The following is a 24,790-nucleotide window of genomic DNA, read 5'->3' as shown; positions in this document are numbered from 1 at the left end:
TACCAATCTATATTTCGTTATCTTTTATCTTAAAAAGCTCTGAATTTAATATGCGCATAACACTCTTTGATGGAGACGCCTGAGGTATCAAGCTAACATTTTGTTCATATTGAGGCGCATCTGCAACTCCTGAAATAACTTTTTCAACAAAATCGATAATATCATTATTACAGTAGGACTTTGTTATTGCATCAAAGCCTATCACTCCATAAGCATTCAACTGATTTCTAACATTAGGGTTCAGATACAAGCAGGGTTTATTTACATATAAGTACTCAATAATAAAAGATGAACAGTCATGAATCATTGCATCAGAAGATTTAAATAGGTCGATGTAACCAGCATTTTCAATTTGCGTATTATGCTGTTCTTCCCAAAACTTCCAATATTTATTTGTTCTCTCTATCCCCCACTCTGGGTGCTCATATAACTTCTCTTTTAATAAAGGATGGGGTTTAAAGGCGAAACACGCATAATTTTCATATAATTTAGGTAGCAATTGTAAAGTTTTGTATGTTTCTAAGAACGTAGCGTTACTTAGATCTGTATTTTTATCGATACTATGATGTGGAGCTATAATGATTTTTTTAAGATTCTTACACTTCCACGGATTACTTTCTACTATGGAGTCATTATATAAAGGCTCGGTAGCAGTATAGCCTACGACATCTATATTCATACCTTTATTATAAGAAAACTTCGCTGCGATATCTTTGTGAATTTTATTGATTTGAAATATTTTCCAACACAGATTCTCAGTAAGCCCATTAAAATGAACGTCATAATCTTTATCTATTTGTTCAAAATATGGAACGTAACAACACACTTTCCTATAAAGAGAGTTTATTAAATACTTATCTTCAGTGTTTTTATAAGGGATGCTAAAAAAAACCAAATCTATTTTATTAACCAACTCTAAGTCTTGCCATTTACCATCTTGATATGCAAGCTTAGTTTTATAGCCTTTACTTTTGAAATATTCGTACGTTTCTTTAGCTTCCGATAGAGGGTCTACCGTGTTAGTTCTTGGTATAACAACGATGCACGGATTATACCGTTCATCCTTCATCATCTCTTTGAAAACTAGGTCTACCTTCCAAATACTCCGATACAAAACTAAAAAAACAACATTTATTTTCTTACCTTCTATAGTATTATTCTGAATCCTCTTAATTTCTCTTTCTTGATATAACTTTGCTAACCTAATAAGAAATTTGACACGAAAGTAATAGGAAACCCTTCGACATTTAATAACTAGAATCCTAAGCCAAGAAATACTTTTTAAATACTTACGAATCATTAGAGTCATACTTGTAGAAATGAGATAAACGACCGCTATTATGCATATTCTCGTACAGTTCAAGATCTTCAACTGTATCTATTTCTAACCAGCCATTATTGACCAATATAGCTCTCGCTTTCCAACCAGAATCAATCATCATCTGGAGGAAACTAGTCATATACATGTTAATAAAATTTTGCCCGTCATAATTTCTACTTCTATCAAGCGAGTTGTAGAACGAAATAAAGTCACTTACCTTATCTCCACGTATTTTAATTAGACCTGTATATTGACCTTGCACATCATCATATGACTCTGTTTTCTTACCAAGCTCTACTACAAAATCAGAGCTATCTAACTTTAATGTTTCCGCATCATCAAGTGGGTTTTCTAAGCGCAATGACCAAAATGCTCTCCACTCTCTATCTATCATTAAAGCAATTTCGTCGTTAGAGCTTAATAGTTTATCAAGATTATCTTTCTGATACACTATATCACCGTATGCAATAACTAAATCTTCCTCACCTTCGATAAACGACTGTGCAGAAAATAATGACTCAACCATGTTTGTTTGATCGAATAATGGATTAAAAGAAGTTTCATACCCAAGCTTTTCAATCTGATCTGCCCTATAGCCTGTTGCTATATGGATATTATTTAAACCTGCACTCTTTAACACGTCCGTCTGCCTTTGTAATAAAGACTTTCCTAGTAAAGGTACTAAACACTTCGGTCTGTCATTGGTTATAGGACGAAGCCGAGAGCCTTGCCCAGCCGCTAAAATTAGTACTTTTGTCATTTTAAAAACTCACTTATGATTTGAATATCGAACTGATTAAATTGTTCTTCTCTTTCAGGGTGCCACATCAAACCAAGCTGCTTTTCTGATGTAGAATAAAATGCCTCAACGTTTCCTTTATCGTCGTATGCCAATGGATTTAAAGACAAAGCTAAGTCTTGAGGCCTAATACCCCAAGCATGATAACTATTCACTATACGATTAAATAATTGATTATTTTCTGGAGATTCTATAGCGTGTCTGGTGGCAATATGTCCGTCAAGTGCACATAGACTTCCACCTAAATGAATATTAAGAAGCTGCATCCCTCTACAAACACCTACTAGAGGAATATTGTTTTGAATCGCATAGTTGACTATTTCTTTTTCAAATTCATCTCTTTCTGGAGCCGAATCTTTTGCAGATGGGTTTAATTCAGCTATAGAATTCCCTCCACTCAAGAGAATAGCGTCAAGTTGTAACTTATCACAAAGTTTTGAAACTCGCTCTTTAGCTATATTAGGAAGTGGGATTACTAAATAGCCTAGTCGATTAAAGAAGTCTGACCATCTTTGATCTAAACAATCTCTTCGCTCAAAATAATGCTCAATATTATCAACTCGCTGCGTAACGCCTACAAGTTTCATTCTACTTCTCTAATAGTTTGATTAGCACAGTCAAGCTCAACTCTCTTCATCATTGTAATTTTTTCATACAACTTTTCACCAACCCCTATTGCAGCAGGCAAACCAATCTCGGCAGCCCTAATAGCCATATGAGAGTTTGCTCCTCCATATTTTGTTATTAACCCACCGATTTCATGACCAAATAACCAATCATAACCAGGATCAGCCTGAGGAATCATTACAATAACTCCCTTCAAAGCATCAGCCGTCTCATTATCGAGGATCTTAAGAGTTCCTTCTGCTTTACCAATTGTTACAAAATTAGGTTGCGATGCAAATCGTTCAAAACTATAAAAATCAAATTCAGATTTTATCAAAGAAGGTAATTCTATTGAGCATGTGATACTATATTCTTGCTTCCTTCTTTTAATTAAAGACTTAACAGTCTCTAATGATACGGTATTAAGTTTTAACTGCTCTAAGTCACTAAACTCTAAGAAAGATAGGTCATCCCTACTAATACCAGCTGCCATACCAAACAAAACGCACATATCTAGCGCTTTGCTTAAATTTTTAGTAAACTCAAATTTTACGAACTCCCGCGCTTGTGTAGCCTCTTTTAAATAACGAATAAAATCAACTGGTGAAATATTAGTACCAAGCTCTAACAGTAGACCTGATATACCTTTTAATTCCTCTTCTGTTAAAATAAATTCTATTTCTTCGGAAGGTTCATTACCATCAATATTGGATACAATATACTTCTGTGGATTTTCCCAGTACGCGTTTGTTGTTATTTCATAAGTACCAGGCCGTAAATGCCCATATTTACTTACTACATTTTCAAGAGATAATTCACCACAATAAAATTTATATTTATCTTTTTCAAATATCCCCGCAACTGTATCAAAACTTTTCAGGAATTCTAATCTACGAACATCTGTGAATACGTTTGTTGAAACTAAAGACTTTAAGAACGTAGTCGCAACAAAACCAGCCCTTGCTGCATGTGCAAATGCTAACGTACCATATCTTTTACAATCATAAAGAAGATTATATGCTTTATCTAAAGGAACGATATTTTTTTGTAAATCATTCAAGCTGGCACATGTAATCTTATTGATTGACTTGATATCATCCGAAAGCCTTACTAAAGCATTAGATGTTATCAATTTCAATGCTACTTCTAATTCTTCTATATCCTGTTGAGTTACGCCGTACGGAATTAAGCGTTTCGAAGCCTCATCTACAAAATCAGGAGTCCAAATCGTAAACGCAACCTCAAATTCGATTTTATCATGATAATGGGGGTTACTTGCAAGTATACTAATGTAAGCTTTCGCTATTCTTTCCGCACAGTTTTCTGAAAGTGCTTTAGGAATGAATGAGTTTAAACTAGCTCTAGCGTCTACATATGGTTGTCCAGAAAAGGAAACTAATAATGGATATGGACGAACATCACGATAACCAAATTCAGCACGCTGTTGCGCCCATATATCATTTGTTATCAATTGCCTGTAGAGACTGAATGCAAAAGGTTTCGGTCTCGTTCCAATTATTTCAGCAGGATTCCAGTCTGGCATATTAGCAAACAAAGTTCTGTCGCCATAAATAGAAGAAACTGCATGTTGTTGTGTTTTGAATCTACTCACAGATTCTTTTAAATACTGTTCCACATCCTTAACATCGACTTCTAAGCCAACATGATTAACTGTCACGGGCCTAATTTGAAATATATGTACTATATTCGATTCATCAATGGCAAACTCAATATCTAACTTGTCATAATTAAGCAATTGCTCTAATTCTTGTACAGCTTCCAAAACTGGCTTCAATTCAGGCGCAACGGTAAAAAGACCGCCAGATTTAATTTTACTGACAAGAACTGTTCTTAAATCTGCTTGTATTCCTGCGGTTACAGATTCAGTTGAAGATGTTTTATCATCAAAGTTGAACCGATAGTATGGCGATCCTGATTCTAGCCCACAGGTAAAAATTACTCCGGAGAGTTTAACATCACTTAAAAACTCTTGGACCAAAACTTGATCATCACCGGCTCTTTTTGTACCGTAAGATTCTATTACTGTTTCAACAGCCTCTATGATATCGTCACTATTGACATTGACATTTAATAGACTCTCAAAACCACCTGCATTTGAAGAAAACCAATTATCTTCACCCTTTGAACTACTGCGAACAACTAGCTTCTGTCCTTCAAATTCCTTACAAATTAACTCAATAATTGATTGCTTATTATCAAGCCATTCTCGAGTTGAAAAGCTAATTTGCCTTCCAATATGACTTTTCCTAACTACAGGCTCAAGTCTAGCGAGTGTTTCGGCCTTCGTTCCTAGGATAAAATGTGCGATATCATCCTGAGAGTTGAATTCAGCCCAATTATTGCCAACATCATAATGAACTACTTTCAAGCCATTATCGCGTAACAACCATATAAGATCGATTAAATTACCATTTATTTTATGTTCTTTTAACTCAGAAATGATAAGAGCGGCTCTTGAACTAAATTTAACCAATCCGGTAAACTCAACTTCTTGGCCATTCAAGGTTAATACTTCTGCGGAATCAATATCTTTTTGAGAACGTGAATCAAAACGGTCTTTCCAATTAAAGTCTACTCCAAAGACAACATCTGCTTCAAGATTACAAATCTTATCAATAGTGCTTTTTCTAAAGACCGTATCAGAATAAGTAACGAAAACTGAACTATGGTTAAATGGAGCATTTAATAAAGTTTGAAGAACACTCTTATTCTCCCAGTCTGGAATTATAGAAATATTCAAATTTGGATAACAATCTTTAACTTCATCGACATGGTATCCGCCAAGAAAATGAATATCGTTCGAATTTATTACAGTTTCAAAGCCATGAAGCTGCCAGTCCATAGCTTTAGTATTTCTTGCTATGGACTTTAAAGCTGATGGTTTATTGCCATTTGCAGGACGCCCAGCACCCAATAAAAACAATTGCATACTCGCCTCTAATCACTTGAAATTATTAAGAGTTTCTATAACCCTATTAATTTGTTCATTTGTTATTGCTGAACTAATAGGAATACTAATTACCTGCTCATGAATCTTTTCTGAAATTGGAAAGTTATAATTATTAAGCTCTTTATATGCTTCTTGCTTATGTGGAGGTATCGGATAATGAATTAACGACTGTATTTTATTATCAGTCAGGTATTTAGATAATTTTTCGCGTTCGTTAGTTGTAATAACGAACAAATGCCAAACGTGAGAATCAGGCTGTTCTACCATAGGCAATTTAATAAGCGGATTATATATTCCCTTTAAGTACGCATCAGCAACAGCCTTTCTAGCAACGATTTCTCTGTCCAAATAACGCAACTTAACGCGTAACATAGCGGCTTGAATTTCATCCAATCTACTGTTAACCCCTTTATAAAGGTTCATGTACTTTTCATGAGAACCGTAGTTTCGCAGAGCAGCGATAGTATTTGCAAGTTCAGTATCACTCGTAGTTATTGCTCCGGCATCTCCCAATGCTCCTAAATTTTTACCTGGATAAAAGCTGAATCCTGCGGCGTCACCTAAGCAACCGACTTTCTTGACTTCGCTTTTTTTATTAGTATACAAAGCGCCGTGAGCCTGTGCACAATCTTCAATAACCTTCAAGTCATACTTTTTAGCAATTGAATTGATTTCGTCCATCCCAGTAACTTGTCCATACAAATGTACCGTTAAAATGGCTTTGGTTTTAGGGGTTATAGCAACCTCAATACCTTTGGGGTCTAAATTAAAAGTATCTATGTCTGGCTCGACTAAAACAGGAGTCAAGCCATTTTCTGAAATGGCTAAAATGGATGCTATATAGGTATTTGAAGGCACAATAATTTCGTCGCCTTTTTTGAAAACGCCTAACTCAATGTAAGCTCGAATAATTAATATTAAGGCATCCAGTCCATTGGCAACTCCCAAACAATACTTTGTCTGACAATAATTAGAGAACTCTTTTTCAAATTCACTTACTTCATTACCTAACACGTACCAGCCAGAGTCAATAACCCTAGAGCAAGCTTCTTTTAAATCTTTTGCATATCGAGCATTAATGTCTTTAAGGTTTAAAAAATCAATCATTTATTGTATACCCATGTTTCTTTCAAAGTATTGATACAGCCTATCATTTGTTTATATTCATTAAGTCCTGCATTGATAACTCCTTCTTCACTACTAGGGCCAATATCTAAATAATCAAATCCTCTTGATTTGTAATATTCAATTACCTTGAATGGTAAGTAATACATTGAATGACTTTTTTCGCCGGACTGGTTTGCCCCCCAATATATAACCTGAGCAACATTATCACTCACTTCAAAAATCATCGCAGCAGCCGAATCAACGTCATTTGTCACTGAAATAAAAAACTCTGCCTTAGCTACGTTAGTGATTGTGTCCTTAACTTGTTCCCAACTCAATCTAAGAGGGTATCCTTTTAACACTCTATTTTCTTTTATTATATTATATGCACGTTCTTTTTCTTCTAATGTAACTGCATGAACAATGCTGTTATTATGCTTTTCACTAGCGCGTATTTTGTTTCTACATTTAGAAGGTAAGTTTTCGAATGGTTCATTTTTCAGCGAAATATGAGAGTTTAAATCTTTATATAGCAATTCAAAACCTAACGAATTTAAACTATGAGACATTTTTGAAATAATATTTTCATTGTAAAATCCAGGAGGAATAGTTAACTTTACCTTTTCAATATTCGATTCTTCAATATCATTTTTTAACGCTTCAAAAAAATCGTAAACATGACTATATTTAACAAAATCTGTTACATATCGAGGAAGAGCAAAAGGCGCGCTAAAAGGAGCTATAAGCACATTGTCCTTTACACCGAAGAACATTGACATTTTAGAGTCAAAATGTGTATAGACATAATCGCATTTATTTCTATTAAAGAAATTAAACTTTCGAGATGAATAAAGGATTTCACTTTTAACAGATTGTCCTTCATTGATGTTTTTTAATGATGTAAGTTCATTATTTGTAATCATGTTATAACTTAAATTCCAATTTCATAATTTCGTTTAATGTTTCAACTTCATAAAACCCTTTATTAACATAGGCTTTTATCGCACGTTTATTATTTGACGAAACATGAAGGTAAATAGTTGATAAATTCAACAGCAGACATTCTTCCAATATATGTTTAAAGAGATATTTAAACATACCTCTGTCCCAATATTGCTTTTCACCTATATAACCAAAATATTCCACATCATATTCTGTTATATTTTTTAAGCCTACAACACCAATAGCATAACCATCATGCTTTACTCCCCAAATTTTATAATCTTCTCGTTCAGAAAGATTATCAAAGAATGTTTGCTGTTGTTTTTTGGTGAAATTAGGGGTTAATGTCAATTCTTTAATTTCTGGATCATTTAACCAAAGCCATGACTTATCCAAGAATAGTTCATCATATTCTACAAAAGATATTATTCCATCAAACATAAATAATCCTTATAATTTCGAATATAATCAGCTTCATTATAATTTTCACTAGCCAAAACCATTAATACGCAGTCTTCAGAAAAACCGCTCATTTCATGCCATTGCATAGCATCAATTAATAATCCTAGACTGGGATCGTCTAATTTTATAGAATCTTTACTTTTGCCATCATCCATTAAAATTGAGCAAGACCCTTTAACACAAACCGCTACCTGAACTAGTTCTTTATGTGCATGAAAACCTCGAGGCAAATGACTACTCATCCCATAAAGGTAATAAACTCGTTTGATATCGAAAGGAATATTCTCAAAACTTTCTAGTGAGACCAAGCTCCCTCGTTCATCACCGAACTTATTAAATTGTATTGTTTTTATTAAACTCATAATTCATTCCTGCACAAGTCCAGTAGATATTGACCATAGCTATTTTTTCTTAAAGGGTCAGCAAGGGCTATAACCTGTTTAGTGTTCAACCAATTATTATTTAATGCAATCTCTTCAAGACAAGCTATTTTATTCCCTTGACGGTGCTCAACAGTCGCTACAAACTGTCCCGCCTCTAATAAACTTTCATAAGTTCCAGTATCCAACCAAGCGAAGCCCCTTCCTAATAACTCAACATTCAATTCACCTTTTTCTAAGTAAACTTGGTTAATAGAAGTTATTTCCAACTCTCCGCGCTCAGAAGGTTTAATTGTTTTGGCAATATTTACAACTTGATTATCATAGAAGTATAAACCTGTTACAGCGTAATTTGATTTTGGCTTTGCGGGTTTTTCTTCAATCGATACTGCTTTCATATCTGTGTTGAAATCAACAACACCAAAACGTTCTGGATCTTTTACTTTATAGCCAAATACTGTAGCCCCGACTTCTTTTTTTGAAGCGTCAATAAGCATTGGCGAAAAGCCTTGACCATAAAAAATATTATCACCAAGGACTAAACAAACAGAGTCTTCTCCGATAAACTCTTCACCAATAATAAAGGCTTGTGCTAAACCATCAGGACTATGTTGAATTGCATACTCAATTTCAATACCAAACTGACTACCATCTCCTAATAATCTTTTAAAACTTGCATTATCCTCTGGCGTAGTAATGATTAAGATCTCGCGAATACCAGCCAACATTAATACTGAGATCGGATAGTAAATCATCGGTTTGTCGTATACTGGCAACAATTGTTTAGATATTCCCATTGTGATGGGATATAAACGTGTGCCACTGCCTCCCGCTAATACTAAACCTTTCATTACACTTTTTCCTTTGTAGTCATTGACTCTACACCTAGACGTTCACGCTGGTAACTTCCATCTTGCACGTGTTGACACCACTCTTTATTAGTCAAATACCATTCAATAGTCTTTCTAAGGCCGGTTTCAAAAGTTTCTACTGGCGTCCATCCGAGTTCACGTTGCATTTTACTTGAATCTATCGCATACCGTCTGTCATGTCCCGGTCTATCAGTTACATAAGTAATTTGTTGGCTATACTTAGTTTCCTTTGGAACTAAAAAATCCAAGATTGAACAAATGGTTTGAACGACTTCTAAGTTCTGTTTTTCGTTATGACCACCGATATTGTATGTTTCGCCTACAAGCCCCTCTGTAACGACTTTATAAAGTGCTCTAGCGTGGTCTTCAACATATAACCAATCTCGAATTTGATCGCCTTTACCGTAGATAGGTAGTGGTTTTCCTTCTAATGCATTTAAAATAACTAATGGAATAAGCTTTTCAGGGAAGTGGTATGGACCATAGTTATTTGAACAGTTGGTTACTATCGTTGGTAAGCCATAAGTTCTTAACCAAGCACGAACAAGATGATCAGAACTAGCCTTAGATGCAGAGTAAGGGCTTGAAGGTTCGTATGCTGTCGTTTCTGTAAATAACGGTAACTCTTTTCCACTTTCGACTTCGTCAGGGTGCGGTAAATCGCCATAGACTTCATCGGTTGATATATGATGGAAACGAAATGCTTGCTTAGCACCTTTTGACAATGTGTTCCAATACGCTCTTGTTGCTTCAAGAAGCGTATAGGTGCCGACGATATTCGTCTGGATGAAATCAGCGGGACCGGTGATAGAACGATCAACATGAGATTCTGCAGCTAAATGCATAACAGCATTGGGTTGGCATTGTGCGAAAACTCGGTCTAATTCGGCGCGGTCACAAATATCAACTTGTTCGAAGACATAACGTTCATTTGACTCAATGCTTGATAAAGATTCGAGGTTACCAGCGTAAGTTAATTTATCGACATTGATAACACTATCTTGTGTATTATTGATGATATGACGCACGACTGCAGAGCCGATGAAACCAGCTCCACCTGTGACTAAAATTTTCATTTTTATGTTTCCAAGATGTATTACTTGTCTAAAAACAAGTTCAATTTAGACGTTGTGAATTGAATAATCACACTTTCCAATCTCAGCCTGTAGAACCAAGCTGAGACACTTTAAATCCATTTAGAGACAGTCGCTCATATTCACTTAAATGCGCGCCTTCCCTTGAAGCCTTAGGTTTAAGTTTCAAAGAAGACTCTAGAATGCTAGAGCGCTTCGCTGCTAGAAACTATAAGAGAAAGAGCCCTAATCTTCTTTCCTTACAAAATGTCTTATTAGGACAATCATTACGGCTAGCATGCCACCAAGCATGGTACCTAAGACGCATATCAACGCACGCTTAGGGCCAGCTTTTTCTTCAGGAACTAAAGCTGGATCAATCGTTTTAAATACATATTCGTCGCGTACTTCAGCAAACATAATAGTCTTGGTTTGCTCTTCAATAAGTTGATAGAGAATAGTACGAATGTCAGCTACGTTGGTTTTAGCGATTTGAGTTTCCAAAAACTCACTACTGCGATGAGCTTCTGTAACATCTCGCTCTTTCATCACCTTGTTAATATCTTCGACTAACCAAGTCACCCACTGCTGTGCAACGCTAGGTGATAGATGTTCAACTGAGATTGTGACCATGCCAGTATCTTTTGCAGAATTAACCGCTATAACTTTAGTGAACTCTTTAAATGCTTCTTGCATTGAAGGTTCTGGCTTGAATGGCGCTTTTACTTCACGCAACCAAGTTTTAGTTTGCGGGTTATAAAGCTCGCTGTCATAAACAAGCGCATCAGTTGCCATATCCCACTTATCTGCAGCCATAAGCTCCGGCAAGATATTGTGGCTTTGGATGAATTGACTTGCGAATTGGCGTGATTTCATCACCTCTATAGCCATTTGAGTCTTATCAACACCACCACCACCGCCAAGGTTTATGCCTGCCATGCTTGCAAGCCCCCCAAACTGACCTGCTAATGCGCTTAGTCCACCACCTTGCTCTTCACTTGCTGGTGCAAGTAAGGCCTCAGATTTATAGGTATTTGGCTGCATTAGGGCGAAGATAACGGAGCCAATAGCGAAAATAGCTGTGATGGCAATGATTAGCCATTTGCCCTGCCAGATGACTGAAAAGAGTTCGCGAAGATCGATTTCATCTTCGACCGGATTATGAACGGGGTTCATATGCGGAAACTGTGCGTCTGTGTGATTTTGTTGTACTTGCTTATTCATTATATAAAGGTCCTAGGTCCTAGGTTCTAGTTCCTAGGTGCAGGTTCCGCATGTAATTTAAAATTAGATGTTAGGTTTGATATTGTAATCAGCTGAAGTTTATCTAACACAGCCTTTTCTAATCTTTATCAAAGCACCTAACATTGCTGAAATTTCTCTAGCTTCTTTAATTAGCTTCAAGCCAATTTGCTTTTCGATTACGCCTATTTCTATGGCGATGTAAATTTGAGTTGCAAGCTCACCTGAAGAGCCTTTTGCGAAGTAAAGAAATCTTGCTGACTCGGCCTTAGATTCCCTCTCTTCACCCTCTGCAATATTAGAGGCAATCGAAACCGCGGCTCGGGTAATTTGGTCTTTTAAACCGAAATCGCGGCAAGTATTCAGCTCTTTGTATATCTCGCAAGCTAAACGACTTGCCCGCTTCCATACTTCCAAATCTTGAAATGCAAATAATTTCACCGAACACCATCCTTGGCTATTAGGTTTAGGCTGCTGCTTTTAAAGCCCAGGTTTTAGGACCTAGGACCTGCTGTTCCTCAAACCTTATTTTTAAAGATTTGCGACTGTGGCGAATGCTACTGCTGTGTTGTAGATGATACTGGTGACTTGCGTCCAAAGTGTTAGGTTGTCTTTGTACTCGGTATCGAGTGGCACAATGATGGTGTCGCCTGGCTGTAGGCTTGACTCATTACTGAACCAGATAGAACGGTTTGGTAGCATTACTGAACCGTCTGCCTTTATCACATAGGTTCTGTCATCATCGGCGCGTTCTCTTGCACCACCTGACATGGCTAAGTATTGGTCGAGAGTTTGACCTTCTTTAAATCTATGGGTTGCTGCGTGCTGTACTTCGCCCATAACCGCAATAGTCTGCTTAGTTGATGGAATATAGAGTACGTCTTGATCTTCTAGCTGGAGGTCTGCCTGCTTAATACCAACAGATATAGCTGATAAATCAACTACCAAACGCCCTACCGCTTGGATTGTTTCCAAGTCGGTTAACATCAATTGAGCGTCGGTATAATTAACAACATTACCGTCTTTTGATACACCACGAGTGGCGATATCACGGCGTAGTTGGTCTGCCAACTTTTTAATCTCTAACTGCTCTTGTTGACGCACAGATTCGCGCACAAATACAGAAGAAGGTAAATAGGCATATTCGGTAAAACCACCAGCACGCTTTAATACATCGGCTAGGGTTTCACCACGGCGAATGTTGTAGGTACCAGGGAACTTAACTTCACCGCGAATTTCAACCGACTTATTCTCTTGCCAGTCTGGTGTTGTCATCACGGTTAAAATATCACGACCTTTGATTGCAATATTCTGGGTTTCGTCACCTTGCAGTGCAGCTTCTAAAGCAATATTGGTATGCTTAATCGCTGAACCATCAACCGTTGTATAGGTACTGGTTAATTCTGCACGCGGCGTATAGGCACCTTCTTCCAGTCCGCCAGCAGCAGTGATCAGGTCTTTAATACGTGCATTAACTGTTAGTGGGTAGATGCCTGGATTATTCACTCGGCCGTTAACTGCAACAGCGGCAACACCGTTACCTGCACGCCCTTGGCTATTGAGCTTCATAATGATGGGGTAAAGTAATTCACCACGATTCATCTCACCACTTAGCTTGATTAGGTCACTGTCTTCAAACAGGTTAACCAACATCTTGTTGACTTCGCCTTTTATCGCTTTGGCTGTTGGGTCTTGCTCTACGCCTTGACTGTTAATGGCCACGCCACCTAGTTCTGAGCGATCGGCAAACTTTTTCTGGTTTAATTGTGAAAACCCAGCTTCAAACAGATCGTTACCAATTAATGAATTGCCCGCTAATGACTGAACCTTCTGAACTCGATCTTTTACTAGCTTATTTAGCTCATAACGGTTTTGAGTTAGGTCGCTAAAGTTAAAGAAGATAACTTTATCTCGAGCCTGCAAAGTTAAGTCTTGTGAAGCGACCTTACCGTTAATAGCTTTTGCTGGAGAGAATTGATAAACCTGAATGTCACCTTGCTTATTGATTTCACGTACGATGATTGCGTATTCAAGGTCGGCCGACACTGATAAGTCGCCCCAAATTGAAGGCACCAAATCACTGACTTTCTGCCCTTGATACCACTGGTATTTACCTGGTCTTACAACGGCGCCCACTACAGTGATTGCATCTTCATATTGCGTTGTCGCGCTTTTAACACGGATAACATCGCCAGCAACAGCTTTAGTCGCTTTACCAGCTTGAGTAGTTAAATCAACATTTAGAATCGTCTTAAGGCTATTTGCATTAAAACGTTCAACGCTGCTGCGTCTTGGATAAGCACCAGGCTTTATGCCTGCTGCCATCTCAATGACTTGCGCCATTGTTTCATGCTTTTTAAGCTCATAGATGGCTGGGCGACGTACTTCACCAGTTACGCTGACTAAGCCGCCTACAGCAGGGATAAATACCACATCGCCAGAACGTAAATTGATATCGCCAGAAGCATCACCACGAAGTAGCAGATCATATAAGTCCATACTACCGACTAGCTTGCCGTTACGTTTGACTTGAATATTTCGTAGCGAACCGATTTCGTTTACACCACCAGCTACAAACAAAGCTTGGGTGATAGTAGAAAGGCTAGATACTGTGTAAGAACCAGGTTTGTAGGCATCACCCGCAACAAAAATACGGATTGAGCGTAATTCACCCATGGTGATATTTGACTGAATACCAATCATCTGCTGATTGATACGCTCTGATAAGGTTTCGCGCAGTTCGCTAAAGGTTAACCCTGCAACAGTGATTGGACCAAGCTCTGGAAATTGGATTACACCTTCACGATTAATAACAAGGTCGTACTCTTTATTGTCTTTGCCAAAAAGCTGTACTTTTATGTTGTCGCCAGGGCCGACTAAATATTCGCTCGGTACTGGGACATCTGATACTGGCGCAAAAGTGGTTGGTTCGCCTGCAAACAAGTCATAGCCAAAACGCTTTAACTCTTTTTTAGCTGCATCTTCTTCGAACTTAAGTTGCTCATCGGACTTATCCTTTAGCGGTTTGCCAAATGCATCAACTGGATTACCAAACTGATCTGTTTGAATTAACTGACCATTCTCGTCGTACTGGGCGCGTTGATTAACTAAGTTTGGATTTTCAAGCTGTGGCTGTGAGCTACTGCCACCGCCAAGCATTGAAGGATCGATACCATACTGTTTAGCTAAGCGTTGCTGCTCAGATGCTGGAAGATTTTTAAATTGTTCCATCATTTGTGGAGAAGGCGTGATAGCACTCGCCTGCCCTGATAGCAATATCAGCGCTGACATACCAGCAATGATGAATTTTTTAGTCTTGTTAAGCACCAGTAATCTCCGAGAGAGGGTTAAAATCAGAAAAGGTCCTAGGTGAAAGACAGGTCCTAGGTCCTAGGTTTAAATAAAAGATCCTAGGTTCGAGGTCCTAGGAAAAGCAAAATCTTAAAGCTAAGACGAACGGCCTACGGCCTCACGGCACGTGACTGTTTGTCTAAATGAATGTCATACAGAACGCTTCGCTTACGGTAAACAAAGAAGGACGCTGCGCTGCTAGGACGTGACTGTTTGTATCAATTGAATGTCACTGCGAGAGCGTCGCGTTGCTCCTTCTAGGTTCTAGGTCCTAGGAAAGCGTGTTAATCATTGTAGGTCGGCATTTATGCCGTCGATTATTTTGATTTTGTAACAAGTGCTGATGGGCTAAAGCCCAACCTACTTAAAGAAGGTACTAGGTAAAAGATAGATCCTAGGTTTGAGATCCTAGGAAAAGCGTAAGAATCATTGTAGGTCGGCATTTATGCCGTCAATTCTTTTGATTTTGTAACATGTGCTGATGGGCTAAAGCCCAACCTACTTAAAGAAGGTCCTAGGTAAAAGATAGATCCTAGGTTCTAGAACCTAGGAAAATCACAACATCAAAAGCCAAATAGTATTTTCTGTTGATCTTTCTTTTGCCTTTCCTAGCAGCAAAGCGTCCTATTAAGTGAGCCTGCGAACGTCCTAGGATCTAGAAGCGCAGCGCTCTTCTTAGCTTTCAGACACGCTACCGCCCATGGATTGCGGCTTCCAAAGTGCCCATCCGCGTTGCGGATATGTCTGATTTTGTGTCATTTTCAAATTAATTTAAGTTAAATTCAGCTCGTGCGCCTAACTTAAATTAACTTTGTTACTCTGCTGCTTGCTAAAATTCTGCTTACTTTAACTTTGGCTATTTGTTACTCAGCAGTTTATGTACTAGGCTTGCTACTACTCTTATTTCATGTTCATTTTCTACTCAGGCTACAGTACTCCTCAGCCTTAGCAACTGACGGTACCTCTCGTGCCGTGAGACGATTACGTACATTAAGCTCTACGTAATTACCGTGTAACTAATATTTCAACTACAAGATAACAACTGAGTATACCTACAACTCCGACTCAAGCAGCGCGGAATTATACACTAATGGCTTCACTTGAGCAGTAACTCTAACCCTTAGCTAGATTCAGTTGCCGATTCTTTACACAGTTGTGAACTTTACTAATTAAGCTTTTGCGACTTATGGCCTCAAACGAACAACATTTTCGTCTGCGGTTTATCTCGTCGTCTGAGCCCTATGCCGTTAGATTATTCGCTCTATTCATCCAAAAACGTTTGATTTTTCTGATCGTTTAAGCACAAGCCTCACGACTCAAGTAAACAGATAAAAACCAGGATTATCTATCAAATAACCACCAAAAAACTTTCACGATAATAATGCGCCATGGCAAATATCTTACACAATAGATAGTAAGATTCGCACACCGAATTCGTTAAGCTTAAACTGAACAAGCATTACTGCTATTTAACCGGTTTTATTGAGTCTTTCTTTATTGCAACTCGCTGTTGCTTACCCATTAGGTCAAACAGAACAAAGCAACGCTTCTCACCATTAGCCTCATCGAAGATCCCTTCGAGTTCTGCAAATGGCCCTTCGGTAAAGCACACTTTATCTCCTCGTTCCATCTCTGGCTCGATTGTTGGCGCTGCCTCTATGGGGGAAAGTTCTGACATCAATCTATGTTCACGCATTTTAATGGCGTGAATAATACTGTCATCGATAGGCGTCATGAGTTCTTTACAGCCAACGATCCTGATCACACCTCTGGTGTTATGGATCTTAGCTACGCTAGTAATTTCGGGGTCGAAATGAACAAATAAATAACTAGGGAACAGCAAGACTCGCCTTACTGTAGATTGTCCTTTTACTAACTTTTCTTCTGGGTAGGTAGGCAGATAGGTATCAATCTGCTGAAGAGCCAGGTTTTGCTGCGCTCGGGACTCGCCTCGAGACTTGCAATATAATAGATACCAAGCCTTCATTTCACTCTCTCATCTTTAAATTCAACAACTGCACTTACACAGTCGGGACTTCCCATTCACCGCACGAATACTAACAAATTTGTTGCCTTAATTGGAAGTGGTGACAGACCAAAGCAGAGATTAGAAGTCTCATTTCCAACCACCCACTCAGTAGGCAAGTCTTAAGTGGTCATTAAGTCGACAGTTACTTTTTCAAAATTGACTTTAGCCGTCTATAAAGGGTATATAAGGTAGGCTTTATCGCATTTGACGCTATTTTTAACGCCAAATGATAAAAACTAGAATACAAGCCCACAATAAAACAGCTTATTGGATTACAAAATCACGCTAGATTTAACACTCTTAACTGATTGTGTGCATTCAAAGCTGTAATAATTTAAGTAAATCAAATTTCTGTAGTGATCATTGAACTGCAGGCAATCACAAGCGAAGGTGGAACAATACATGAACGCAGCAAAACCCAAGGGGACGATGCTCGGGCATCCAACGGGACTATTCCTGTTGTTTACAACAGAGTTATGGGAACGTTTTAGTTATTACGCAATGCGCGCGATCTTGGTGCTTTATCTAGTAGACCAAGTCAGTAATCAAGGTGGTGGTGGTCTTGGTTGGACACAGGCTGATGCCCTTTCGCTATACGGAACATTTACCGCGCTAGTTTACCTTACGCCACTTTTCGGCGGTTGGTTAGCCGATAATATTTTGGGCCAACGTAAATCGATTTATATCGGTGGCGCATTGATGGCTGCTGGTCAGTTCTTGTTAGCTGCTCCACATGAGTGGGTTCCAGGCTCTGCAACCATGGTATTCTACATTGGTTTAGGTACCCTGATCATTGGTAATGGTCTTTTCAAGCCAAACATCTCAACCATGGTAGGTGACTTATATGAAGAAGGTGATCACCGTCGTGACGGCGCATTCACTATCTTCTACATGGGTATTAACTTAGGCGCGGCATTATCTGGTTTTGTAGTAGCCTGGGCTTATACTAACTTTGGTCATAGCGCTATCGTTGACGGTAAAGAAGTTTTCATCAATAACTGGCAGGCAGGTTTCTTCTGTGCTGGTATTGGTATGATTCTTTCGCTAATCATTCAATTTGTATTTGCTCAAAAATTACTTGGCGATATCGGTACCGTTCCTGCTGCAAAACTAGAAAAGCAGAAAGCTGCTGAATCTGGTCAAGTGCGTAAAGAACCTTTAACTAAGATTGAACGCGATCGCATTAAAGTGATTATGGTTATGGGTCTGTTTACCATCATATTCTGGGCAGGTTTTGAACAGGCCGGCGGCCTGATGAACCTATTCACTAACGACTTTACTGATCGTATGATTGGCGGCTGGGAAGTCCCAACCACTTACTTCCAATCTTTAAACGCTATCTTTATTGTTTTATTTGCTCCTGTGATTGCCTCTATCTGGATCCGTTTAGGCAAAAATGAACCAAACTCTCCAGTGAAATTTGCACTAGGTCTAGTACTACTAGGTATTGGTTTCCTATTCATGATCGGTGCCGTTTTACAAATGGACGGTGACGCTAGTGCTAAATCAAGCATGTGGTGGTTAGTGGGTGCATACTTCTTCCATACAATGGGTGAATTATGTCTATCACCTATTGGTCTATCTATGGTGACCAAGCTTGCTCCACTGCGTATTGCATCGTTAATGATGGGCGCATGGTTCCTATTCATCGCCGCAGCTAACTTTGTTGCCGGTGTTGTGGGCTCTATGATTGGTCACAGTGGCGCTAAAGAAGAGCAACTTGCTAATGCAATGTCTATCTTCGCAGGTATCGCGATTGTAGCTGCAATTTCTGGTGTTGTTCTTTACTTCCTTGCTGACAAGCTTGTTGACTGGATGCATGGCGCTGAAGGTGGCCCGCATACTGAAGAAGAAGCTTTGACAGAAGAAATCGCTATTACTGCAGAGCATGAAGCTATTAGAAGATAGGTTCTAGGTTCTAGGTTCTAGGTTCTAGGTTCTAGGTTCTAGGTTCTAGGTTCTAGCAATACAATAAAATGCTTCGTAGTAATACGAAGCATTTTTTGTTTAAGGGAGAATTAGTTCAAGATCTTCACAGTCTTTTTCGAATTAAAATGAGGGCCGCTAGCATTGATGATATCTGCTTAGCTCCATCAATTAACTTTATTGCCTCATTCTTATTCACGAGCCCAACTTCAATTGCGATATATAGTTGAGTAACCAACTCGCCTGCAGAGCCCTTTGAATATTATAGAAAACGAGCAGACTCTTTAGACGTTTGCCTTTCTTCACCTTCAGCGATATTTGACGGAATTGAAAGAGCCGCACGGGTTATTTGATCTTTAAAACCGAAATCATTACAGCCTTAAAATAAATGGTAAATATCGCAGCTAAGTCTTGACGTTCTCTTCCAAACATCTAAGTTCTCAAAAGTTAGAGTTTTCATACATTCATCCTTGAATAAACAAAACGAGTACAATCTATAAAGCTCTTCCTAGAGCCTATAACCTGCTCCTCCTAGAACCTTATTTTAAAGAAAGCTGCATATACCCACCAGGCTCGGTTTCTGGCTGATGAATTAGTCCATGGAATTGGTTGTCTAAAAGCAGTTGTTTGTGTTCACTCACTAGCGTTGAAATACACAACTTTTCACCAAAGAGTAAAGTTCTAAACTGAACACTGGGCTTGCTCCAATTTGCCATTCCTAGCTGTAAAGAGTCTGCTAGTGCGATAGGAGACAGCCCCTCGCTATTTTTTAAGTAACAGCGAAATTCGTTTCCAGCTTTGGCTATTGATGCCCGGTAATTAGTTAAATCGACAACGATATAGGTCATATCGACGACAATACCAAGCCCAGACTTCGTCATTCGGTCATTAAGATAAACCAGCATATTAAAAGGGTCGATAACGACCTGTGACACGCCGTTCCTGAAGAGCTTAAGCTTATGGTTAACGAAACTCTTCAATAAAACTGAAGCAAACGCCGCTCGGTTATCATGGGGATGGAAATGTGCCATGTACATCATCACATGTTTTTCATCTATCATGGCGGTATCGATAAAGTGGGCACTTACCTCATCGGTGTTAAATAGGCTGTAATCGATAACGACATCGCTATATTCAACACGGCTTGGAGGAAACAGTTGTTGCTGGACACTCTTTGCCGCTTCGCTGCTTTGCTCTAAAAGAGCTAAGTTCTCATTGAGTTCTAAATAGGACAAAGACTCTTGATCATCAAGGTTCAAGGACTCTTCTAGCGAGCTATTCAAACATTCACGAATTGAGTTTTCAATTAGATATAGATCGGATACCGGTTTGACAAGGTAATCACTGGCACCACGTCTTAACGCTTCAATCACATCAGACATCGCCTGGTTACCCGAAATAATGATTGATGGTGTACTGGGACTGTGTTGATTCATCGCCTCAAGCATGTCTAAGCCGCCCAGTTTCGGCATGCTTAAATCTGCAATTACAATATCAAACTGCTGTGATTTGAAACTAATTAGCCCTTGCTCACCATTCTCTGCTTCTGTTACGTCTGCACCGCGGCTTTCTAGATAAGATGTGACAAGTTTACGAAAGACAGGGTCGTCTTCCACAAAAAGTATCGTTAGCTCTTTTAACGCCATAAGCTGCCCTTTGACAACAGCGAAAACCGACGTCCTTGTGTCTTGTTTACGCTTTAAGCGGAGCAGTTATTATTATTTGTCCACTTATTCTAATGCTATTCTAATTCCTGCATGTACTCATCAAGTAACTCATCGTCGTCACTTTGAGGAATGTCACCGTCATATACCTTGTAGTCCATGTGCTGAAAGTATGCATCCTTCACAAAAGTATATGGGTCGAGCGCATTATCAACCAATCGTTCCTGATCGATTGCAGACGCTCGCGTATGCAAGTTTTTAAGACCCCATTTTAAGACTGACTGCCAGAACGTCAGCTCAGACAGAGGGAAGTATAGATCATCAACCCAGTCTGACGCGAGCTCACGAGTAACATAAGGACCGAAAAATGGCGCCATGAAGTACGGGCCATTCGGTACACCATAATAACCAAGCACTTCGTTAAAAGCATCTTGCTTACGAGTCATCCCCATCATCTCGGCAACATCAATCACCCCTAACAGGCCTAATGTGGTATTGACCGTAAATCGGCCGCCAGCATTAGCAGCCCAGCCCCAATTTCCTTGTAATGTATTGTTAACTAAGGTTGAAGGCTCTTCGAGGTTTAGTACAAAATTATTAACCCCACTTTTTACTGGATGAGGAATGTAATCATTATAGCCATGGGCAACGGGGCGGTAAAAATAACGGTCCATAAACAGATAGTTAAAGTCCCACATGGCTCGGTTAAAGCCCTCTATCGGATCTCGTGGGTCATTATAGGTTACCGTTATCTGTTGCTCACCGTCCGTAGTGGTATCTTCTGCAGCTTCAATTGAAGGCATTCCAAATATCGCCAGAGAAAGCACAATCCATTTAAACTTCATAATTGTCTCTTTGAAAAGGAGTTCGTTGTACTAGTCGTTGCCTGCCCATTCCGACTCACTGACTAGAGTATAAATATTCACACATAAATCTCAACGATTTAACCTCTATAAGTCTGTTTCAATTGAATAAAAACAGTCTAGAGCTTATACCTAGATCTAATGAATAGTTCTAAAGGTTTACCATATAGCTAAATTCTAACTAAAGTCGTATAGACCTTGTGTCGATACAGTCAATAAGGCCCCACAAAAATAGTGCATAGCCAGTCGAATATTTTCATTAACGTCCTGAAGATGGCTAAGGATACTAAGTAAGACAACAAGGTCAAACAAAACTTTGTGACCAAACATATCGAGATAGTTGTTTTAACTAATTGAGAAACTTTAAGAGTACATTTTGGATACAGTAACCAATTTCACTACGCCGCCCAATCAATTAAAAAGTGGATCTTTTACTAATGAAAAGACTGTTAGCTCCCTAGTGCCTGTCGCACTACAGATGACTAAATCTGGATTTAGCATCAATCTTTCAGGGCAAGAATATAGGTTTAAAACTATCCATGCTACCTCTCTTCAACAGCTCAAACAGGCTCAAAACTTTCTTTTAAATATAGTGCAAATTAACGGTGCCATAACGCAAAGCACCTTATTGGCATTAGGTCAGGCCCATAGTATCCCCTTACCTCAAGCCTTATTATCTGCTGTGAGCCGTAACAAGGATCAACAAAAGACACTACATCACCTTGCAAAGCGTAATGGCGGCTATCCATTACCCACAGCAAAAGTTAAAGATGGGCAATTACTGTTTAATACAGGCTTCAAAATTAAATTAGAAATGCTGCACCTAATCAATCAAGGTGAGTATTCAGCTTCAATAAAAAGCAAAAACAATCAGCTTTTTCTTGAACTCGCCCCTATTCAGCTCAAAACTAAAGTCAATTTAATTTCGGCGCTAGACACTAGCAAGCCAATCGAGGATGAGGTGACGGGAGAGACTTCTGAGCCGTCAAACCGGAGGCTAACTCAAAAAACCGATGTTAACTTCCAATATGGGCAACTATTCAAGTCATTAGAAAGTATTGATGCTGAAGGCTTGCCTTTTAACAAACAAGAGTTAATTCAAAGCCGTTTCGAAGAAGACGCAGCTCCTAGGCCGGTCACATCAACGCTTCTATTAGCGGATGCACTTGAAAAAGCTGGCGGGTTACCTAGAAGCACACCGACTATGCCACAAGTAAAAGAAACGCTTGCTACTGCATTGTTAAGGTTGCTACCTATGTTAACCCCTGAAACCTTAATTGAATTAAGCCAACCACAAAGACTTAAACAGAGCATTTTAGCCACAATCAGCACCAGTCCCTCGCCTAATGACTGGCTCAGCAGACCTCTTAATAGCCATATCAACACCATCAGCTTATTGTTTCAGTTGTTGCTAGGCCGGGCATCTGCGTCAAAAATATCTCCAGAACTGGCCCTGAAACTATCTATGCTGCAAGAGCACTTAGCGCTGCCAGAGCCACTATTACAGCTACTCGAGTCTTCTGCTAGCCAGAGCTCAATATCTAAGCTATTAAGTAACCTAAGCCTTTATCAACACGCCTCAAGTAAAAACGACCAAGCAACTAACTACTATTTTGCATTGCCTTATTCAATTAATCATTATCAAGAACAATTAGAGGGGCATGTTCAAAAGGAAAAGCAGTCAAGTAGCGCAAACAATGATATTTGGAGATTACAATTAAAATTCAATTTGGCTAGCGGCCCTCTACTCATTAACGCTCAAGTGCTTAAACAGGATAAACCGCAGGTCAACTCGCCACTTAAGTTAAATTTTTCATCTGCCAATGAAACTGTCATCAGCAAAATTGAACTCCTTAAACCGTCACTGGCTAAGAAGCTTGAGAATATCGGTTTTGGTCAAGTAACAGTTAATACAAAAACGGAGAGCGTTCCTGCTAGCATCTTGCCAGGAGAGCACTACTTGGTGAAGATAGATGTATAGTGAAGAGCGATTGAAAGGGAGAAAAGATGACTGAAACAGAGAACCCCAAAAAGGCTGTTGCGCTCAGCTATCAGCCAGGGACCGCACCCAAAGTCTCGGCTAAGGGTGAAGATAGACTGGCAGAGGAAATCATCGCCTTAGCGCAGCAAGCCGGGATCCCGATACATCAAGATGAGTACTTATGTGATTTTTTGCAGCGTTTAGAAGTCGGAGACGAGATCCCAAGTGAGCTCTACCTGCTCATCGCTGAACTCATTGCTTTTGTGTATGTGCTAGACGGTAAGTTTCCTGAAAAGTGGAACAATATGCATCAGAAGATTATGGAAGAGGCGTAGAGCTAGGAAGGACGCTGCGCTGCGAGGTAAAAGCGAAGAAAGGTCCTAGGTCCTAGGTGAAAGCTAAGATGGGAAAGCAGGGACGAACAAGCTAAGACGAACGGCCTGCGGCCTACGGCACGTGACTATTTATTTTAATAGAAGGTCACTACAGAACGCTTCGCTTACGGAAACAAAGCCGAAAAAACGAAAAAGATAAAAAACCTGAATTGTCTTAGCTTGAACTGTCTCAGTTTGAACTGTCAGCGCAGCGTTCTGTGAGTGAGCCAGCGAACGTTCAATCTTCCGTGAGCGAAGCGTTTGTCTCAGCCTTTGACTTTATAGAAGGACAAAGTCCGCCCTAGGATCTAGAAGCGAAGCGTCCTCGAAGTGAGCCTGCGAACGCCCTAGAACCTAGAAGGACGCAGTCCGCCCTTCTTATTTCCCATGCAATCGGATCAACAGCTCAGCTTCGGCTTTAGGTAACTCACACTCTTCAATAAGCTCTGCAACGCCGGCGCCCAAGGCAACCATCTTCATTGCGCGAGAATACAGCCTAGCCTGTGGGTCTTGCTGGCTGCTCTCTTCAAATTTAGCGTCTTGTTGTGCAAGCTTTTTCTCTAACTCTAACATACGACGCCCAACACCAATCGTACCGCTTCTTAGCTCCTGTAGCTCACGCTTAACGGCTTCTCTTTGCTTATCGCTTTCTTTCACTAACACGGTCAGTGCATCGACTTTTGCACGCAACTTACTCGTTTGCTTTTGTAAATAAAGCACCAATGCAAGACAAGCAATGATAAACAGCAACGCAGTAGCAATTAAAATTTCTTCGACAATCATTAATGACTCTTATTATAAAAATATCTAAGAAGGACACTGCGCTG

20 protein-coding genes and 1 pseudogene are annotated in these 24,790 nt (G+C 39.3%); 3 read left to right on the top strand and 18 right to left on the bottom strand.

Annotated elements, in window-relative coordinates; all coding sequences use genetic code 11:
• Positions 1–7: 7 nt before the first annotated feature.
• The 14 genes from SPEA_RS07355 to rfaH form a co-directional block, all read right to left on the bottom strand.
• Positions 8–1,300 carry a CDP-glycerol glycerophosphotransferase family protein gene (locus SPEA_RS07355; protein WP_041410876.1) on the bottom strand — a complete coding sequence of 431 codons (1,293 nt, stop codon included), beginning with the start codon at positions 1,298–1,300 and terminating at the stop codon, positions 8–10.
• Positions 1,290–2,081 (bottom strand): phosphocholine cytidylyltransferase family protein, encoded by a 792-nt coding sequence (locus SPEA_RS07350; RefSeq protein ID WP_012154658.1) that lies wholly within the window; start codon positions 2,079–2,081, stop codon positions 1,290–1,292. Before SPEA_RS07350 ends, SPEA_RS07355 begins: the two co-directional genes overlap by 11 nt.
• Complete coding sequence (locus SPEA_RS07345) at positions 2,078–2,707, bottom strand: gamma-glutamyl-gamma-aminobutyrate hydrolase family protein (RefSeq protein WP_012154657.1); 630 nt, start codon at positions 2,705–2,707, stop codon at positions 2,078–2,080. The genes SPEA_RS07350 and SPEA_RS07345 overlap by 4 nt, the downstream gene beginning before the upstream one ends.
• Entirely contained in the window at positions 2,704–5,676 is a 2,973-nt protein-coding gene (locus SPEA_RS07340) for a PEP/pyruvate-binding domain-containing protein (RefSeq protein WP_012154656.1), read from the bottom strand. Before SPEA_RS07340 ends, SPEA_RS07345 begins: the two co-directional genes overlap by 4 nt.
• A 12-nt stretch (positions 5,677–5,688) precedes the next feature.
• On the bottom strand, positions 5,689–6,804 hold the full coding sequence (locus SPEA_RS07335) for a DegT/DnrJ/EryC1/StrS family aminotransferase (RefSeq protein WP_012154655.1): 1,116 nt from the start codon (positions 6,802–6,804) through the stop codon (positions 5,689–5,691).
• The gene (locus SPEA_RS07330) at positions 6,801–7,727 is read right to left on the bottom strand and encodes a hypothetical protein (RefSeq protein WP_012154654.1); all 927 of its coding nucleotides are present in this window, start codon (positions 7,725–7,727) and stop codon (positions 6,801–6,803) included. The genes SPEA_RS07335 and SPEA_RS07330 overlap by 4 nt, the downstream gene beginning before the upstream one ends.
• Before the next feature lies 1 nt (position 7,728).
• Positions 7,729–8,187, bottom strand: coding sequence for a GNAT family N-acetyltransferase (locus SPEA_RS07325; protein WP_012154653.1), 459 nt, complete (start codon positions 8,185–8,187; stop codon positions 7,729–7,731).
• On the bottom strand, positions 8,172–8,570 hold the full coding sequence (locus SPEA_RS07320) for a sugar 3,4-ketoisomerase (protein ID WP_012154652.1): 399 nt from the start codon (positions 8,568–8,570) through the stop codon (positions 8,172–8,174). The genes SPEA_RS07325 and SPEA_RS07320 overlap by 16 nt, the downstream gene beginning before the upstream one ends.
• Positions 8,567–9,439 (bottom strand): glucose-1-phosphate thymidylyltransferase RfbA, encoded by an 873-nt coding sequence (rfbA, locus tag SPEA_RS07315; RefSeq protein WP_012154651.1) that lies wholly within the window; start codon positions 9,437–9,439, stop codon positions 8,567–8,569. Before rfbA ends, SPEA_RS07320 begins: the two co-directional genes overlap by 4 nt.
• A complete protein-coding gene (gene rfbB / locus SPEA_RS07310; RefSeq protein ID WP_012154650.1) occupies positions 9,439–10,536 on the bottom strand; it encodes a dTDP-glucose 4,6-dehydratase in 1,098 nt (365 codons plus the stop codon). Before rfbB ends, rfbA begins: the two co-directional genes overlap by 1 nt.
• Positions 10,537–10,779: 243 nt before the next feature.
• Positions 10,780–11,757, bottom strand: coding sequence for a Wzz/FepE/Etk N-terminal domain-containing protein (locus tag SPEA_RS07305; RefSeq protein WP_012154649.1), 978 nt, complete (start codon positions 11,755–11,757; stop codon positions 10,780–10,782).
• 99 nt (positions 11,758–11,856) lie between these two features.
• On the bottom strand, positions 11,857–12,216 hold the full coding sequence (locus SPEA_RS07300) for a four helix bundle protein (RefSeq protein WP_012154648.1): 360 nt from the start codon (positions 12,214–12,216) through the stop codon (positions 11,857–11,859).
• A 90-nt stretch (positions 12,217–12,306) separates the two neighbouring features.
• A complete protein-coding gene (locus SPEA_RS07295; protein WP_012154647.1) occupies positions 12,307–15,102 on the bottom strand; it encodes an SLBB domain-containing protein in 2,796 nt (931 codons plus the stop codon).
• 1,489 nt (positions 15,103–16,591) lie between these two features.
• Positions 16,592–17,113: a transcription/translation regulatory transformer protein RfaH gene (gene rfaH / locus SPEA_RS07290; RefSeq protein ID WP_012154646.1), complete on the bottom strand. Its 522-nt coding sequence runs from the start codon at positions 17,111–17,113 to the stop codon at positions 16,592–16,594.
• 444 nt (positions 17,114–17,557) lie between these two features.
• Here rfaH and SPEA_RS07285 point away from each other — a divergent pair, with 444 nt between their 5' ends.
• Positions 17,558–19,063, top strand: coding sequence for a peptide MFS transporter (locus SPEA_RS07285; protein WP_012154645.1), 1,506 nt, complete (start codon positions 17,558–17,560; stop codon positions 19,061–19,063).
• 124 nt (positions 19,064–19,187) lie between these two features.
• Here the strand turns inward: SPEA_RS07285 and SPEA_RS22690 are convergent.
• The 3 genes and pseudogenes from SPEA_RS22690 to SPEA_RS07275 all read right to left on the bottom strand — a co-directional run bounded on the left by SPEA_RS22690 (position 19,188) and on the right by SPEA_RS07275 (position 21,590).
• Positions 19,188–19,541: pseudogene (locus tag SPEA_RS22690) on the bottom strand (four helix bundle protein).
• Positions 19,542–19,620: 79 nt separating this feature from the next.
• Positions 19,621–20,727, bottom strand: a complete 1,107-nt coding sequence (locus SPEA_RS07280; RefSeq protein WP_012154644.1) for a response regulator — start codon at positions 20,725–20,727, stop codon at positions 19,621–19,623.
• 95 nt (positions 20,728–20,822) lie between these two features.
• Positions 20,823–21,590: an MlaA family lipoprotein gene (locus tag SPEA_RS07275; protein ID WP_012154643.1), complete on the bottom strand. Its 768-nt coding sequence runs from the start codon at positions 21,588–21,590 to the stop codon at positions 20,823–20,825.
• A gap of 394 nt (positions 21,591–21,984) precedes the next feature.
• Here SPEA_RS07275 and SPEA_RS07270 point away from each other — a divergent pair, with 394 nt between their 5' ends.
• Both SPEA_RS07270 and SPEA_RS07265 read left to right on the top strand, forming a co-directional pair.
• Positions 21,985–23,589 carry a hypothetical protein gene (locus SPEA_RS07270; protein WP_223296578.1) on the top strand — a complete coding sequence of 535 codons (1,605 nt, stop codon included), beginning with the start codon at positions 21,985–21,987 and terminating at the stop codon, positions 23,587–23,589.
• Positions 23,590–23,615: 26 nt separating this feature from the next.
• Positions 23,616–23,924, top strand: a complete 309-nt coding sequence (locus SPEA_RS07265; RefSeq protein WP_012154641.1) for an EscU/YscU/HrcU family type III secretion system export apparatus switch protein — start codon at positions 23,616–23,618, stop codon at positions 23,922–23,924.
• Positions 23,925–24,341: 417 nt separating this feature from the next.
• Here SPEA_RS07265 and SPEA_RS07260 read toward each other — a convergent pair whose 3' ends face one another.
• Positions 24,342–24,746 (bottom strand): DUF2802 domain-containing protein, encoded by a 405-nt coding sequence (locus SPEA_RS07260; protein WP_012154640.1) that lies wholly within the window; start codon positions 24,744–24,746, stop codon positions 24,342–24,344.
• Between the last annotated feature and the right edge of the window lie 44 nt (positions 24,747–24,790).

Origin of the sequence: Shewanella pealeana ATCC 700345 (genome assembly GCF_000018285.1) — a bacterium.
Taxonomy (GTDB): Bacteria; Pseudomonadota; Gammaproteobacteria; order Enterobacterales; family Shewanellaceae; genus Shewanella; species Shewanella pealeana.
Note: the sequence above shows the minus strand (reverse complement) of the source record. Positions and strands in the feature narration are given on the sequence as shown.

Excerpts from the sequence above, each read along its gene's own strand:
- SPEA_RS07355 (WP_041410876.1), bottom strand. The coding sequence starts at position 1,300 with ATGATTCGTAAGTATTTAAAAAGTATTTCTTGGCTTAGGATTCTAGTT.
- SPEA_RS07350 (WP_012154658.1), bottom strand. The coding sequence starts at position 2,081 with ATGACAAAAGTACTAATTTTAGCGGCTGGGCAAGGCTCTCGGCTTCGT.
- SPEA_RS07345 (WP_012154657.1), bottom strand. The coding sequence starts at position 2,707 with ATGAAACTTGTAGGCGTTACGCAGCGAGTTGATAATATTGAGCATTAT.
- SPEA_RS07340 (WP_012154656.1), bottom strand. The coding sequence starts at position 5,676 with ATGCAATTGTTTTTATTGGGTGCTGGGCGTCCTGCAAATGGCAATAAA.
- SPEA_RS07335 (WP_012154655.1), bottom strand. The coding sequence starts at position 6,804 with ATGATTGATTTTTTAAACCTTAAAGACATTAATGCTCGATATGCAAAA.
- SPEA_RS07330 (WP_012154654.1), bottom strand. The coding sequence starts at position 7,727 with ATGATTACAAATAATGAACTTACATCATTAAAAAACATCAATGAAGGA.
- SPEA_RS07325 (WP_012154653.1), bottom strand. The coding sequence starts at position 8,187 with ATGTTTGATGGAATAATATCTTTTGTAGAATATGATGAACTATTCTTG.
- SPEA_RS07320 (WP_012154652.1), bottom strand. The coding sequence starts at position 8,570 with ATGAGTTTAATAAAAACAATACAATTTAATAAGTTCGGTGATGAACGA.
- rfbA (WP_012154651.1), bottom strand. The coding sequence starts at position 9,439 with ATGAAAGGTTTAGTATTAGCGGGAGGCAGTGGCACACGTTTATATCCC.
- rfbB (WP_012154650.1), bottom strand. The coding sequence starts at position 10,536 with ATGAAAATTTTAGTCACAGGTGGAGCTGGTTTCATCGGCTCTGCAGTC.
- SPEA_RS07305 (WP_012154649.1), bottom strand. The coding sequence starts at position 11,757 with ATGAATAAGCAAGTACAACAAAATCACACAGACGCACAGTTTCCGCAT.
- rfaH (WP_012154646.1), bottom strand. The coding sequence starts at position 17,113 with ATGAAGGCTTGGTATCTATTATATTGCAAGTCTCGAGGCGAGTCCCGA.
- SPEA_RS07285 (WP_012154645.1), top strand. The coding sequence starts at position 17,558 with ATGAACGCAGCAAAACCCAAGGGGACGATGCTCGGGCATCCAACGGGA.
- SPEA_RS07280 (WP_012154644.1), bottom strand. The coding sequence starts at position 20,727 with ATGGCGTTAAAAGAGCTAACGATACTTTTTGTGGAAGACGACCCTGTC.
- SPEA_RS07275 (WP_012154643.1), bottom strand. The coding sequence starts at position 21,590 with ATGAAGTTTAAATGGATTGTGCTTTCTCTGGCGATATTTGGAATGCCT.
- SPEA_RS07265 (WP_012154641.1), top strand. The coding sequence starts at position 23,616 with ATGACTGAAACAGAGAACCCCAAAAAGGCTGTTGCGCTCAGCTATCAG.
- SPEA_RS07260 (WP_012154640.1), bottom strand. The coding sequence starts at position 24,746 with ATGATTGTCGAAGAAATTTTAATTGCTACTGCGTTGCTGTTTATCATT.